The sequence below is a fragment of the Gordonia abscondita genome, assembly GCF_032711245.1.
Classification (GTDB): domain Bacteria; phylum Actinomycetota; class Actinomycetes; order Mycobacteriales; family Mycobacteriaceae; genus Gordonia.
Map to the genome: position 1 here is coordinate 3,803,086 of NZ_CP128986.1, position 14,003 is coordinate 3,817,088.

A 14,003-nucleotide genomic window follows, 5' to 3' on the forward strand; every position below is an offset into this window, starting at 1 on the left:
AGGCGGGTCCGACGGTGGTTGACTCTCGACGCATCCGCACGCTCGCCGCTACGGTCGCCGCGCTCGTCGCACTCGCCGCCCTGACCGGATGTACCACCGAGCCGATCGACACAGGTGCACTCAAGTCCGAGTCGACCGCGCCCCTGCGGTCGGGCCCGACCGTCGCGCACATCGCCGACGCCGATGTGGTTCCGGTAGAGACCGACCCACCGGTGTCGCCGCGGTCTGAGCGCATCGTCGCGCTCGATCGCAACGGAACTCTCGGCACCATCGTGTACGCGCTCGGGCTCGGGAGCCATGTCGTCGGCCGCGACAAGTCGACGACGTTCCCGTCGGCACTCGACGTCCCCGAAGTAACCGACACCGGACACACGATCAATACCGAACGCGTGCTCGACACCGATCCGACGATCGTCCTCACCGGCACCGACGCCAATCCGTCGACCGCGGTCGACGCGTTGCGCGACGCCAAGATCGACGTCGTCACCTTCGACTCCGAACGATCGGTCGCCACCACACCCACGCTGATCCGCGACGTCGCCGAGGCTCTCGGTGTTCCGGAGGCGGGCGAGAAGCTCATTGCGCGCACCGAGCAGCAGATCGACGAGGCGAAACGCTCGATCCCCGATCCGTCCGGTGACCCGACGATCGCCTTTCTGTACATCCGCGGCGAACACCTCATCCTGATGTCCGGCCCGGACTCGGGAGCCGACGACCTCATCGAACAACTCGGCGGCGTCGACGCGGGCACGAAGGCCGGGCTGACGGCCGCGTTCACCCAGGTGAGCACCGAGAAGATGATGAAAGCAGACCCGGACGTAATCCTGGTGATGACGCAGGGCGCAGACTCGGTCGGCGGGATGGGCAAGGTACTGGAGTTGCCTGCCGTCGCCGAGACCAAGGCCGGCCGCGCCAAGCGGATCGTCGCGATGGACGAGACTCAGATCCTCATGTTCGGCCCGGACACCGGCCAGGTGTTGCAGTCGCTCGCGAAGGCGATCTATGCCTGAGCACTCAACGGTGCGCACACGGATTCTGCGCGTCTCGCGCAGCCGCACCGTCATCGCCTGCGGGGGGCTCCTCGTGCTCCTCGGCGTGATCGTTGTGGCATCGGCTGGCGTCGGCGCCGTGCACGTCCCACCGTCGGAGGTCCTCGGCTCGATCGCCCACCACTGGCATGTGAACATCGGGCCACTGCCGTCACACCCGAATGGCGAGAACGCCTTGTGGGTCACCAGGTTTCCGCGCATCGTCCTCGGCCTACTGGTCGGCGTCGCGCTCGGCGCGGCGGGCTGTCTGCTGCAAGGAATGCTGTCCAATCCGCTCGCCGAACCGGGCATCATCGGCATCTCGTCCGGTGCGGCCGTCGGAGCATGCCTGATGATCGTGATCGGCGGCACCGGCACCAACGGCTGGGCCATCGCGGGCGCCGCAGGCCTGTTCGGGTTGCTCACCACATTCGCCGTCTACACGTTGAGCATGCGCGACGGTGCGTCGTCGACGGTGATGCTCGTGTTGACCGGCATCGCGGTGAACGCGTTCGCCCTCGGCATCATCGCGTACCTCACCTATGTCGCGAGCACGGCCGCACGCGAGCAGATCGTGTTCTGGCAGCTCGGCTCGCTGGCAGGCAATGTGACGTGGGACCAGGTCAAGATCGTCGCACCGCTCGTCGTCGCCGGTGTGGCGGGCGGTATGGCACTGGTCCGCAAGCTCGATCTCCTCGCGCTCGGCGAAGTGCAGGCGGCCGCGCTCGGCATCAAAGTCGAGGTGGTGCGGCGACAGGTGATCGTTCTGGTCGCGATTCTGACGGCCGCCGGGGTCGCGTTCACCGGCATATTGATGTTCGTCGGCCTGATCGTCCCGCACGTGATGCGGCTGATCGTCGGACCGCGGCACGCCGTCCTGCTTCCGGCCAGCGCGCTCGGCGGTGCGCTCGTGGTGGCCGCTGCCGACCTCGCGGCCCGCACCCTCACTGCTGGCGAACTCCCCCTCGGCATGCTGACGTCCCTGATCGGCGGCCCCGTCTTCTTCATCCTGCTGCGTCGACGGAGCGCGGGGGCAGGCTGGTGAGCGCCGCAACGACCCGTCCTGGAGCTCCGATCCTCGTCGAGTCCGTCAGCATCGAACTGGGGCACCGTGCCGTGGTCCGAGATGTGACGTTCGACGTCGCACCCGGCGAACTCGTCGCGCTCGTCGGACCGAACGGGTGCGGCAAGTCGACGCTGCTGTCGGCGATCTCCGGCATCCGATCCCCCGCCGCAGGCCGAGTGGCGATCGGCGACGACGACGTCGCGCACGCCGATGCGCGTTCACTCGCGCGACTGCGGTCACTCGTCACTCAGTCCAACCGACTGGATACGCCGTTCACCGTTCGCGAGGTAGTCGAGATGGGCCGCTATCCGTGGACACGGACGCCCGAAGCGCTGCGCTCGGAAGAGCTGATCGACGCGGCGATCTCCGAATGCTCACTCGACGACCTCGTCGACCGGCCGTTCGCGCACCTGTCCGGCGGACAGCAGGCCCGCGTATCGCTCGCCAGGGCGCTCGCCCAGGACACACCGGTTCTGCTGCTCGACGAACCGACGGCAGCGCTCGACATAGGACACAGCGAGCAAGTCCTGTCGATCCTGTCTGCGCGGGCGAACGCCGGGGCCACCGTACTGTTGGTGGTCCACGACTTGTCGTTGGCCGCCGCCTACGCCGACCGGGTCGCCGTCATGAAAGACGGCCAGGTGCGCGCGATCGGCCCGGTCGCCGACGTGATGACCGAGGACTTATTGACCGAAACGTACGACCACCCAGTGATGGTGTTCGACCACCCCGAGACCGGCGAACGGATGATCCTCCCCCGCCGGTGACCCGGTTACGCCTCGTCAGGCCCGCTTGTGCATGACGAGAGTCGCGATTCCGAGGCCGATGAGCGCCAGCCCACCGACGAGGGTGAGCCAAAGCCCGAACCCGACCGAGAAGTCGAATACCAGCCCGAAACCGTTGACCTGGGAGTTGCCGACGTCGGCGATGTCGATGATCGCGATCACTGTGATCAGGACTCCGACGACAGTCGCGGCGATACCCGCGGCACGGGGCAGCAACTGCTGCTTCGCCGTGAGGAAGATCGCCACGGCGGCCAGGGCACCAGCGATCAGCGCGAGGATCAACGTCAAAGTGCCGTCACCGCCTTGCGTGCCGGACACCGAGCCGCCGGTGAACGACACCCACGGCAGGAACGCAGACACGAAGACGACGAGCGCCACGACAACCGTGGCCCACAGGTACGGAACGAGCTTCGGGTTCACCGTGGTGTTGGCCTTCGCGAGATCGGTGTACTTCTTACCGATCTCACCGAAGCTGGCGGCCCCGCCTGCGGGAGGAGACTGAGGCTGCTGGGCGTGTCCGGGGTATTGAGCTTGTCCGGGGTACTGGCGTGGCGGTCCGCCGTACGGGTTTTGGCCCTCGTAATGAGACTGCGGCGGCGCGTAATGCTGTTGGGGTGACGCCTGCTGCACTGGATCCTGCTGGGCTGGATCCTGCTGGGCTGGATCCTGCTGGGCTGGATCCTGCTGGGCTGGATCCTGCTGGGGCGGGGCCTGCCGGGTGGGGTCCGCGGCGTCGGCGCCTGCTGCGGTGCTCGGCGATGGTGGATTCGGCGTTAGTGGATTCGGCGATGGTAGATACTGCTGGTTCGGGTCTTGAGGCTGAGGGGTGGGACCACCCATGACCAATACCGCCCTTCGTGAGGAATATCACATAAGCATGGCATGGCGGTGTTGTCCGAGTCACCCGGTTCGACGATAGTGAGTCATTTAAGTGGCCGACGCCGCCCCGATGTCGACACCTTCACGGCCGGAAGCCGGCAGGGATTCCGGCGAGGAAGTCGCGGGTGACGCCGACGGCGGCTTCGGAACCGCCGCCGCGGACGATCAGCGTCGCGAACGCGATGTCCCCGCGGTATCCGGCGAACCATGCGTGCGATCCGCCGGTCACTTCGGCCTCACCGGTCTTGCCGAACACGTCGCCTTGGTCAGCGATCGCCGACGCTGTGCCCTCGGTGACCACCGCACGCATCATCGGCCGCAACCGGGCATAGACGTCGCCGTCCAACGCCACCTTTGGACCGTCGACCTTCGTCTCCCGACCGTTAATCAACTGCGGCACCGGCAGCGTTCCGGTGGCCGCGGTCGCGGCGACCAACGCCATACCGAGCGGGCTGGCGAGCACTGTGCCCTGCCCGAAACCGTCCTCACTGCGCTGCACGAGTTCCGGTTCGATCGGCACCGACCCGGATATCGACTCGATACCCGCGATGTCGTAGTCGGCTCCGAGTCCCATCGCGGCCGCGGCGTGCGCGAGATCGGAGGGACCCATCCGCGACGCCAACTCGGCAAACGTCGTGTTGCACGATGCCGCGAACGCCTGCCGCAAGGTCACCTGGCCGAGGGAGAAACCGTCGTAGTTGGGGATCGTACGGTCGCCGATCGTGGTCTCACCCGGGCACGCCACCATCGCGTCGGGTGCCGACAGGTCGGCGTTCATCGCCGCTGCCGACGTCACCATTTTGAATGTCGACCCCGGTGGGTACTGTCCCGCAGCGGCAGGCAGACCGATCCGGTCGGCGTCACCGTTCTGCGCGATGGCGAGGATCTTCCCGGTGGACGCTTGGACCGCGACGGTCATCGCCTGATGTCCCTGCACCGCGTTTACCGCACGTTGCGCCGCGTCCTGCACGGACCGGGACAGCGACAACGACACCGCGGGCGCCGGGACGCTCTGCTGCTGGTGCACGACATCGGCGACGACACCGTTCGGGTTCAGCACGGCCACCTGCCATCCGGGCTTTCCGACGACATCGCCGCCCACCGCGTTCGCGACACGAGCGAGGACCGCGGACGCGAAGTTCCGATCTCGCGGCTGCAGTACCGACCGTTCGGTCAGCACTATCCCCGGCATGTCGAGCTCCGGCCGCAGCCGTTCGACCTCGCCCGCGGGCAGCACACCTACCGGCAGCGGGTCGTCGGACGCCGTCGCCTGCTCGGCGAGCCGCTGTACCGACAGTCCCGCCACGAACGGCCCCATCACCTGGACCAGCCGGCTGGCCGACGCGGCGACGTCCCCGCCGTCGACCGCAGCGTGTCCGTCGAACGACACCGACGTGACAGTGCCGTTGACCATGACCTCCGACCCGTCGGATTCGTTGACAGCCGCGCGCGGCGGGCTCAAGTCGCCGAGGACGAGGCGTTGGTTGGCACCGAGACGCGGGTGGACGGTCGTCGACGACCACCGGACCGCCCACCCGGTGTCACTGCGCCCCAACGGCAGCGTCGTCTCGTACTCCCAGGTCCGTCCGCCCGGCAACGCCCACGTGTAGGTGACGTCGACGTCAGCGACGTCCTGGTCGATGCGGACGCGCCCGGTCCGTGCGGACAGCGATTCGGCCGCCAGCCCGTCCCAGGCGGCCGCCAACACTGAGCGGGCCAGGTCGGGGGTCGTGGTCTGCGCCGCCGCACGATCGACATCGTGGTCGGCGAAGGCACTGGCGAACGCGTCGGCTGCCGATCGCGGCCCGTCCTCGTCGGACGTGCACGCCGAAGCGGTCACCGCGAGAACCAGGACACACAAAGCCGCGAGGGGTCGTCGGAAGATCATCGTGGATGAGACTATCGGGTCAGTCGACGAGAACCGTGGCGAACGTTCCGACCTGGTTGAAACCGACAGTGCGATACACGGCTCGGGCAGCCGTGTTGAAGCTGTTGACATACAGGCTCGCGGTCCTGCCCTGGCGCGCGATCGCCGCCGCCACCGCCGCCGTTCCCGACGCGCCGAGGCCGCGGCCACGCGCCGCAGGATCGACCCACACACCCTGAATCTGTCCGACGCGTCGTGACATGGAGCCGATCTCCGCTTTGAAGACCACCTGGTCGTCCTCGAACCGGGCGAATACGCGCCGCGCCGAGATTAATGCCGCCAGCCGACGACGGTACGACTGGCCGCCGTCGCCCGCACACGGGTCGACACCGACTTCGCCGCGGAACATCTCGACGGCCGCCGGAAAGTAGGTATCAAGGTCAGTCGCCTGAACCAGCCGGACATGCGGATCCGGTTCGATCGACGGAGCTCCGCGGAGGGCAAGCAACGGCTGTTCGGATCGAACTTCGCGCGGACTACCCCACTCGGGTGCCACTCGGCTCCACAGCCCGAGCGCGAGTTCCGCGTCGCCGACCAGCGACGTGCACACGCGCGGCGCGGCCAGCACGCGGTCGGCGAAGTAGTCGAGGTCGTTGGCGTCGCCCGCGAGCGGCATCAGATTGGCGCCAGAGAAGCACAACGACTCCTCAGGGGTCGACGCGCTCCACAGCTCGCCGCCGAGCAGTCGGGGCGCCAGTCCGTACGCTTCGACGCGCGCAGCGACCATGCACGCCGCAACCGGATCCGTCTCGAGGGCATGCATCACCGCTTGCGCGTCTCGCGCCCCGAGCGGGCGACCGCCGAGCAGACGAAGCACCTCGCACCTCCGATGGTCAGGTCCGTGACATCAATTCACCGACATGGACATCAACTCACGGACACCGATGGTGTACCGCTACCAGTGTCCTCTGACTCCTCGGCGATACGCAGCGCTTCGGCGATCAGGGTCTCGACGATCTGCGCTTCGGGAACGGTCTTGACGACCTCTCCCTTGATGAAGATCTGTCCCCGACCGTTGCCGGACGCGACACCGAGGTCGGCTTCACGCGCTTCGCCCGGACCGTTGACCACGCATCCCATGACTGCCACGCGCAGCGGGACCTCCATGCCTTCGAGTCCGGCACTGACCTCGTTGGCCAGCTTGTAGACGTCGACCTGCGCTCGACCGCACGACGGGCAGGAGACGATCTCCAGCTTGCGGGGACGCAAGTTGAGCGACTGCAGGATCGCGTCGCCGACCTTGATCTCTTCGGCCGGCGGCGCGGACAGCGAGACGCGGATGGTGTCGCCGATGCCCTCAGACAGCAGTGCGCCGAACGCGACAGCCGACTTGATGGTGCCTTGGAACGCCGGCCCGGCCTCGGTGACACCGAGATGGAGCGGATAGTCGCTCTGCGCGGCGAGTTGGCGGTACGCCTCGACCATGATCACCGGGTCGTTGTGCTTCACCGAAATCTTGATGTCGCTGAAACCGTGTTCCTCGAACAGGCCGGCCTCCCAGAGCGCGGACTCGACGAGCGCTTCGGGGGTCGCCTTCCCGTACTTCTTGAGCAGACGCGGATCGAGGGAGCCCGCGTTAACGCCGATCCGGATAGGGATGCCGGCGTCGCCCGCGGCCTTCGCGACCTCTTTGACGCGACCGTCGAACTCTTTGATGTTGCCGGGGTTGACGCGGACCGCGGCGCAGCCCGCGTCGATCGCGGCGAAGATGTACTTCGGTTGGAAGTGAATGTCTGCGATCACCGGGATCTTGGACTTCCTGGCGATTGTCGCGAGCGCATCCGCGTCTTCGGGTCGCGGGCACGCCACGCGGACGATGTCGCAGCCCGAGGCGGTCAGCTCAGCGATCTGCTGCAGCGTCGCGTTCACGTCGTGCGTCTTGGTGGTGCACATGGATTGCACCGAGATCGGGTGGTCACTGCCGACTCCGACGGATCCGACCTGGATCTGGCGGGTCTTCCGGCGCGGCGCGAGCACAGGTGGCGGCCCTGCGGGCATCCCGAGGCCTACGGCAAGCGGTCCGGACGATTCGGTCATCGACATCACTCCTATAGTCATTTGCCAGACTACCGGTCAGAAGATCCGGATCGGGTTGATGATGTCGGCGGTCACGGTCAACACCATGAATACTCCCATCACCGCGACGACCCCGTACGTCAACGGCAGCAGCTTGTAGTAGTCGACGGGCGCGCCGTCGGATCTGCCGAACAGGCGGCGGATCAGGTTTCTGATCTTCTCGTAGATCGCGATGATCATGTGGCCGCCGTCGAGCGGGAGCAACGGCACGAGATTGAACGCGCCGAGGAAGAAGTTGATGCTCAGCAACAACCCCAAGAACATATCCCAGTAGCCGCGTTCGACCGCTTCACCGCCGAGCCTCGACGCTCCGACGACGCTGACCGGGGTGTCGTCGCCGCGCTCCCCGCCGGTCACCGCCGTCCACAGGTCGTCGATCTTCGACGGCAATGCGATGAGGGCCTTGTAAGTCTGTTCGAAGATGTCGCCGGTGAATGAGACGGCCCCGCCCCACACCGATCCCCAGTCGTAGTGCTTCACGAGGACGCGGTCGAGGCTCACCCCGATCGCGGGCACGGTCACCGGGAAGAGCGTCCCATCGTCCTTTTTCGCCATGCGTTGCACCTGGGTGACCGGGATCGTCAGGTCCATCGAGTGACCGTCTCGGTCGATGGTCAGCGTCGCCGACGACGTCGAGTCGCGAACCTTATCGATCAGGTCAGACGAATTCGACACCCGCGATCCGTTCACCGCGAGGATCTGGTCACCGACCCGCAGCCCCGCCACTGCGGCCGGAGCCGGGCCGGTGCACGGATCCGGGTTGCCCTTCGCATCGGTGGTCGGCGCGACGCAGGAGATCTGCGTCGCGTGCACCGGCTGGTCACCGAGGATCGGCAGACCCCACCCGAGAGCGAGAACGATGATCAAGATGAAGCCGAGAATGAAGTTCTGTACCGGTCCGGCGATCATGACGACGAGCCGCTTCCACGTCTTCTGCTCGTACATCGCTCGTCCGCGCTCGGTGACCGACAGTTCGTCGTGGGGCGTCATCCCCGCGATGTCGCAGAATCCGCCGAGCGGGATCGCTTTGAACCCGTATTCGGTCTCGCCGATGCGCGTGGACCACAGGGTCGGGCCGAACCCGACGAAGAACCGCCGGACCTTCATGCCCGTGGCCTTCGCCGCGAGATGGTGACCGAGCTCGTGCCAGGCGATCGAGATCAACAGGGCGGCCGCGAACAGCACGATGCCCAGGACGTAACTCAACTGCCGACTCCGCTCACATCACTTCGAGGCGGCAGCGACCAGGGCTGTTGCGCGGTCGCGCCCCCACCGGTCTGCTGCCAGAACCTCGTCCAGAGTACCCGGCTCGCACGACCACTGATCGGCGGCGGCGAGCACGTCGGCGATCGTCCCGACAATCGCCGGGAACGAGAGTGCGCCCGCGAAGAATCCTTCGGCGGCAACCTCGTTGGCGGCGTTGAAGACTGCGGTGAGGCTGCCGCCGACCTTTCCGGCTTCCCGAACAAGCGCGATCGCGGGGAATACGTCGTCGTCCACCGGTTCGAACGTCCACGCCGCGGACTGGGTCCAGTCGCACGCCGACGACGATCCGGGAACACGATCGGGCCAGCCAAGCGCGAGCGCGATCGGGAGTTTCATGCTGGGCGGAGATGCTTTCGCGATGGTCGCACCGTCGACGAACGTCACCATCGAGTGGACGATCGACTGTGGGTGGACGGTGACGTCGATCCGGTCATACGGCACGTCGAACAGCAGGTGCGCTTCGACGACCTCGAGCGCTTTGTTGACGAGTGTCGCCGAGTTGAGGGTGATCATCGGCCCCATCGACCAGGTCGGATGCTTCCCAGCCTGTTCGGGAGTGACGTCGCGGACCTGCTCGGCGGTCCAGCCGCGGAACGGTCCGCCGGACGCGGTCAGCACGAGCCGATCCACTTCGGCTGCGGACCCGCCGCGCAAGCACTGGGCGATGGCGGAATGCTCGGAGTCGACAGGGATGATCTGTCCGGGTGCCGCCGCATCGAGGACGAGCGATCCGCCCGCGACGAGTGATTCCTTGTTGGCCAGGGCCAGCCTGGCGCCGGACTTCAGCGCCGCGAGACTCGGCCGCAGTCCGATCGCACCAACCACGCCGTTCAGGACGACGTCGGCTTCCACTGACTCGATCAGGCGGACCATCGCGTCGTCGCCTGCGAGGACACCGTCGCCGATCCGGTCGGACAATGCCGCCGCCGCGTCCTCGTCGGCAACCGCCACCCGCGACGGCGCGAGCTTCGTCACCGAAACCTGCTGGTGCAGCAAGTCCAGGTTTCCGCCGCGCGCACCGAGGCCGACCACCTCGAACCGGTCGGGGTGTTCGGCGATCACTTCGAGTGCCTGGGTGCCGATGGATCCCGTCGAACCGAGAATCAATACGCGTGTCCTCACGAGAACCATTGTGGCGCACTCGCGCGACGATCCACCACGTGCGCGTGTCTTTGGGACGCCGGGTTATGCTGTAGCCCGAACTACTACCGGCTGTCATAAGGAGTGGACGTGGCAAGCACTGAGGTCGAACAGATCGATACCGGCTGGGTCCGCGAACCCGCAGACGCGCCCTCGGCCCGCTTCGGCTGGAGCGGCACCGCACCCCGTACCTACGCGATCGCCGCGTTCGTCTCGGGCCTGATCTGCCTGGCCATGCTGGTCGGCAACCACGTCGGGCACGTCGAGGACATCTACCTCATCGTGATCGCCGTCGGCCTGATCGGCTTCGCCGGTTACAAGATGATCCCGCGTAAGGGCACGTGGCGACGCTAACGCTTCGCATACGAATAGGGCCGGTCACTTCCAGGTGACCGGCCCTATTCGTATCCCGACGTCTCTAGGTGCGCTAGCGTTCTTCGGCCGCGAGTTGTCCGCAAGCCGCGGCGATCTCCTGCCCGCGGGTGTCGCGCACAGTGCACGAGATCCCCTGCTCACGGACTCGTCGGACGAATTCGGCTTCGACGGGCTTCGGGCTGGCGTCCCATTCCGAGCCCGGCGTCGGGTTGAGCGGAATGACGTTGACGTGCGCGAGGCCGCCGAGCTTGTGCCGCAGTTTCTCACCGAGCAGATCGGCTCGCCACGGCTGGTCGTTGACGTCGCGGATCAGCGCGTATTCGATCGATATCCGTCGCCCCGTCTGGTCAGCGTAGTAGCGGGCGGCGTCGAGCACTTCGGACACCGACCACCGGTTGTTCACCGGTACAAGGGTGTCCCGGAGCTCATCGTCGGGGGTGTGCAGCGAGACGGCAAGCGTCACCGCGAGGCCCTCGTCGGCGAGGCGACGGATCGCCGGCGCGAGACCGACGGTCGACACGGTCACGTGCCGCGCCGAGATACCGAATCCGTCGGGTGCGGGTGAGGTGATCTTGCGGACAGCGTCGACGACTCGCTTGTAGTTCGCGAGCGGCTCCCCCATCCCCATGAACACGACGTTCGACAGCCTGCTCGGCTCCCCCATGTCGCCGTCGCGTACCGCGCGCGACGCCGCACGAACCTGGTCGACGATCTCGGCAGTCGACAGATTCCGGTCGAGTCCGCCCTGTCCGGTCGCGCAGAACGGGCAGGCCATACCGCAGCCCGCCTGCGACGAGATGCACAATGTGTTCCGATCGGTGTAGCGCATGAGGACCGATTCGAGAAGTGTTCCATCGTGTAGGCGCCACAGGGTCTTGCGGGTGGACCCGTCGTCGACGGCCACGTGCCGCACCGGGGTCATCAGGGTCGGAAACAGTGCCGCGCCGACCTCGTCGCGTCGACCTGCAGGCAGGTCGGTCATCTCAGTGACGTCGCCGGTCAGCCGACCGAAGTACTGCTTGGCCAGCTGGTTGGCGCGGAACTTCGGGAGCCCGAGGTCGGCGACCGCCTTGATCCGCCCGGCCTCGTCGAGATCGGCGAAGTGAGTGGGCGGACGCCCGCGTTTGGGCGCGTCGAAGACCAGTGGCAGAGACGTCATGCGTCCATTCTCGCATGGCTTCCGACTCACAGGAGAACGGTGAGCACCGCCCAGGTGACCAGCGCCGATGGGAGCAGCGAGTCCAGTCGGTCCATAATTCCGCCGTGACCGGGCAGCAGCGTGCCCATGTCTTTGATCCCGAGATCCCGCTTGAACTGCGATTCGACGAGGTCCCCGGTGGTCGCGACGATCACCATGAGCGGCCCGAGTGCCATCCCGACCCACCAATCTGTGTCGAGGAGGAACAGCGAACACAGCACGGCGCCGACGGTGCCGACGACGAGCGATCCACCGAAACCCTCCCACGACTTCTTCGGGCTGATCGCGGGGGCCATCGGATGCTTGCCGAATAGGACGCCCGCCGCGTAGCCGCCCACATCGGAGCAAACTACGACGATCACGAGCGTCAACACCCGGTAGCGGCCCTCGTCCTGCGCGACCATTTCCGCGCCGAACGTCGCGAGCATCGGCAGCCACGCCAGCACCAGAATGGACATCGAAACGTCCCGGACATAGTTCTGCGGGGCGTTCGCGAGGCCCTGCGCAAACAGCTTCCACACCATCAACACGAGGATGGTGGCGGCGAACGCCACGAATGACGCTTCGATCCCCCACGGCCACGAGACCCAGATAGTCGCCTGTCCACCGGCGAGCAGCGGCCAGAACGGCACCCCGTAGTCGGCGTCGTGGAGCCGCTTGCAGACCTCCCACGTCGCGATACCCAAGGCGACGGAGACGATGCCGTACCAGGCCATCGGCACCAACGCGAGGACCACGATGAGCAAGGCGCCCAGGCCGAGGCCGACCCCGATGGCTGCGGGGAGGTTGCGGCCTGCCTTGGACGTCGACGGGGTCGTCATACCTCGAGCAGCTCGACTTCCTTGTTTTTCACCAGCTCGTCGACAGCATCCGTGTACGAGTGGGTGGTCTTGTCGAGCTCCTTCTCGGCGCGCGACACCTCGTCCTCGCCTGCCTCGCCGTCCTTCTGGATGCGTTTGAGCTCGTCGGCCGCCTTGCGTCGCACGCTGCGGATCGACACCTTCGCGTCCTCACCTTTGCCGCGGGCTTGCTTGACGAGATCCTTGCGACGCTCCTCAGTGAGCTGAGGGATCGCGATGCGGATGACATTGCCGTCGTTGGTCGGATTGACCCCGAGGTCGGAGTTCCGGATAGCGGTCTCGATGTCGCGCATCGTCGACGCCTCGTACGGTTTGATGACGACCAGCCGAGGCTCCGGCGTGTTAATGCCCGCGACCTGGGTGATCGGTGTCATTGAACCGTAGTAGTCGATGACGATCCGGTTGAACATCGCCGGGTTGGCGCGGCCGGTGCGGATGGCGGCCATATCGTCGCGTGCGACATTGACGGCCTTCTCCATCTTCTCCTCGGCGTCGAGCAGAGCTTCGTCGATCATGTCGATGTCCTTGTCTTGTTAAGAAGCGTTTCTAGTCTGCCGATTCGGTGCTGACCAGGGTCCCGATCGACTCGCCCGCGACCGCACGTGCGATATTGCCTCGTTCGAGCAGATTGAACACGAGAATCGGCATGTTGTTGTCCATACAGAGACTGAACGCCGTCGCATCGGCCACCTTCAACTCCTTCTCGATCGCCTCGCGGTGAGTGATCGAAGGGAAGAGTTCAGCGTCTGGGTTGGTGCGCGGATCGTCGGAGTAGATGCCGTCGACAGCCTTCGCCATCAGGACGGCCTCGGCCTTGATCTCCAGTGCTCGCTGTGCGGCTGTCGTGTCCGTGGAGAAGTACGGCATACCCATGCCTGCACCGAAGATCACCACGCGCCCCTTCTCCAGGTGACGGACGGCCCGCAACGGCAGGTACGGCTCGGCGACCTGCCCCATCGTGATGGCCGTCTGCACCCGGGTGGTGACGCCGCGCTTCTCCAGAAAGTCTTGCAGCGCAAGGCAGTTCATAACGGTGCCGAGCATGCCCATGTAGTCCGACCGCGCTCGGTCCAGCCCACGTTGCTGCAGTTCGGCCCCACGGAAGAAGTTGCCGCCTCCGATCACGATGCCGACCTGGACACCCGAAGCGACGACCTCCACGATCTGGTCGGCCACTGCGCCGACCACGTCGGGGTCGAGACCGACTTCGCCGCCGCCGAACATCTCACCGCCGAGCTTGAGCATGACGCGCTTGAAGCCCTTGCGTTCCGGTCCGGTACCCGCCCCATCGCTCTTAGCAGGAGTCTCGCTCATCTTTTCCTTCGCTCGGTGACGGACACAAATCTTCTCTATCTTAGGGCACGACGAGATCCGGCCCCGAACCCGCCGTGACGGCGGATCCG

At 66.3% G+C, this 14,003-nt stretch carries 14 protein-coding genes; 4 read left to right on the forward strand and 10 right to left on the reverse strand.

Annotated features, from left to right (window positions below; translation table 11 throughout):
• Positions 1–14 precede the first annotated feature (14 nt).
• From MP11Mi_RS17925 to MP11Mi_RS17935, 3 genes are read left to right on the forward strand one after another with little or no spacing between them, the layout of a single operon-like run.
• Positions 15–1,010, forward strand: a complete 996-nt coding sequence (locus MP11Mi_RS17925) for a heme/hemin ABC transporter substrate-binding protein (protein WP_420040218.1) — start codon at positions 15–17, stop codon at positions 1,008–1,010.
• Positions 1,003–2,073 (forward strand): FecCD family ABC transporter permease, encoded by a 1,071-nt coding sequence (locus MP11Mi_RS17930; RefSeq protein ID WP_420040219.1) that lies wholly within the window; start codon positions 1,003–1,005, stop codon positions 2,071–2,073. Before MP11Mi_RS17925 ends, MP11Mi_RS17930 begins: the two co-directional genes overlap by 8 nt.
• Positions 2,070–2,861 carry a heme ABC transporter ATP-binding protein gene (locus tag MP11Mi_RS17935; protein ID WP_420040220.1) on the forward strand — a complete coding sequence of 264 codons (792 nt, stop codon included), beginning with the start codon at positions 2,070–2,072 and terminating at the stop codon, positions 2,859–2,861. The genes MP11Mi_RS17930 and MP11Mi_RS17935 overlap by 4 nt, the downstream gene beginning before the upstream one ends.
• A gap of 15 nt (positions 2,862–2,876) precedes the next feature.
• Here the strand turns inward: MP11Mi_RS17935 and MP11Mi_RS17940 are convergent, their stop codons facing one another.
• The 6 genes from MP11Mi_RS17940 to dxr all read right to left on the reverse strand — a co-directional run bounded on the left by MP11Mi_RS17940 (position 2,877) and on the right by dxr (position 10,158).
• Complete coding sequence (locus MP11Mi_RS17940) at positions 2,877–3,719, reverse strand: MntP/YtaF family protein (protein WP_420040221.1); 843 nt, start codon at positions 3,717–3,719, stop codon at positions 2,877–2,879.
• Between the two features lie 121 nt (positions 3,720–3,840).
• Positions 3,841–5,646 (reverse strand): penicillin-binding transpeptidase domain-containing protein, encoded by a 1,806-nt coding sequence (locus tag MP11Mi_RS17945; protein WP_420040222.1) that lies wholly within the window; start codon positions 5,644–5,646, stop codon positions 3,841–3,843.
• Positions 5,647–5,665: 19 nt separating this feature from the next.
• Entirely contained in the window at positions 5,666–6,502 is an 837-nt protein-coding gene (locus tag MP11Mi_RS17950; RefSeq protein WP_420040223.1) for a GNAT family N-acetyltransferase, read from the reverse strand.
• A 50-nt stretch (positions 6,503–6,552) separates the two neighbouring features.
• Positions 6,553–7,722 (reverse strand): flavodoxin-dependent (E)-4-hydroxy-3-methylbut-2-enyl-diphosphate synthase, encoded by a 1,170-nt coding sequence (gene ispG, locus MP11Mi_RS17955; protein WP_420040224.1) that lies wholly within the window; start codon positions 7,720–7,722, stop codon positions 6,553–6,555.
• 36 nt (positions 7,723–7,758) lie between these two features.
• Positions 7,759–8,967: a M50 family metallopeptidase gene (locus MP11Mi_RS17960; protein WP_420040225.1), complete on the reverse strand. Its 1,209-nt coding sequence runs from the start codon at positions 8,965–8,967 to the stop codon at positions 7,759–7,761.
• An 18-nt stretch (positions 8,968–8,985) separates the two neighbouring features.
• Positions 8,986–10,158 carry a 1-deoxy-D-xylulose-5-phosphate reductoisomerase gene (gene dxr, locus MP11Mi_RS17965; protein WP_420040226.1) on the reverse strand — a complete coding sequence of 391 codons (1,173 nt, stop codon included), beginning with the start codon at positions 10,156–10,158 and terminating at the stop codon, positions 8,986–8,988.
• Between the two features lie 99 nt (positions 10,159–10,257).
• Between dxr and MP11Mi_RS17970 the strand changes: the two genes are divergently transcribed.
• A complete protein-coding gene (locus tag MP11Mi_RS17970) occupies positions 10,258–10,521 on the forward strand; it encodes a DUF2631 domain-containing protein (RefSeq protein ID WP_420040227.1) in 264 nt (87 codons plus the stop codon).
• Positions 10,522–10,594: 73 nt separating this feature from the next.
• Here the strand turns inward: MP11Mi_RS17970 and rlmN are convergent, their stop codons facing one another.
• Genes rlmN through pyrH form a run of 4 tightly spaced genes read right to left on the reverse strand, consistent with a single transcriptional unit; the run spans position 10,595 to position 13,914 of the window.
• Positions 10,595–11,701, reverse strand: a complete 1,107-nt coding sequence (gene rlmN / locus MP11Mi_RS17975) for a dual-specificity RNA methyltransferase RlmN (protein ID WP_420040228.1) — start codon at positions 11,699–11,701, stop codon at positions 10,595–10,597.
• A 26-nt stretch (positions 11,702–11,727) separates the two neighbouring features.
• Complete coding sequence (locus MP11Mi_RS17980; RefSeq protein WP_420040229.1) at positions 11,728–12,561, reverse strand: phosphatidate cytidylyltransferase; 834 nt, start codon at positions 12,559–12,561, stop codon at positions 11,728–11,730.
• A complete protein-coding gene (gene frr / locus MP11Mi_RS17985) occupies positions 12,558–13,115 on the reverse strand; it encodes a ribosome recycling factor (protein WP_420040230.1) in 558 nt (185 codons plus the stop codon). The genes MP11Mi_RS17980 and frr overlap by 4 nt, the downstream gene beginning before the upstream one ends.
• 31 nt (positions 13,116–13,146) lie before the next feature.
• Entirely contained in the window at positions 13,147–13,914 is a 768-nt protein-coding gene (pyrH, locus tag MP11Mi_RS17990) for a UMP kinase (RefSeq protein WP_420040231.1), read from the reverse strand.
• Positions 13,915–14,003 lie beyond the last annotated feature (89 nt).

Coding starts and splice junctions, on each gene's coding strand:
- MP11Mi_RS17940 (WP_420040221.1), bottom strand. CDS start 3,719: ATGGGTGGTCCCACCCCTCAGCCTCAAGACCCGAACCAGCAGTATCTA.
- rlmN (WP_420040228.1), bottom strand. CDS start 11,701: ATGACGTCTCTGCCACTGGTCTTCGACGCGCCCAAACGCGGGCGTCCG.
- pyrH (WP_420040231.1), bottom strand. CDS start 13,914: ATGAGCGAGACTCCTGCTAAGAGCGATGGGGCGGGTACCGGACCGGAA.
- dxr (WP_420040226.1), bottom strand. CDS start 10,158: ATGGTTCTCGTGAGGACACGCGTATTGATTCTCGGTTCGACGGGATCC.
- MP11Mi_RS17945 (WP_420040222.1), bottom strand. CDS start 5,646: ATGATCTTCCGACGACCCCTCGCGGCTTTGTGTGTCCTGGTTCTCGCG.
- MP11Mi_RS17930 (WP_420040219.1), top strand. CDS start 1,003: ATGCCTGAGCACTCAACGGTGCGCACACGGATTCTGCGCGTCTCGCGC.
- ispG (WP_420040224.1), bottom strand. CDS start 7,722: ATGACCGAATCGTCCGGACCGCTTGCCGTAGGCCTCGGGATGCCCGCA.
- frr (WP_420040230.1), bottom strand. CDS start 13,115: ATGATCGACGAAGCTCTGCTCGACGCCGAGGAGAAGATGGAGAAGGCC.
- MP11Mi_RS17980 (WP_420040229.1), bottom strand. CDS start 12,561: ATGACGACCCCGTCGACGTCCAAGGCAGGCCGCAACCTCCCCGCAGCC.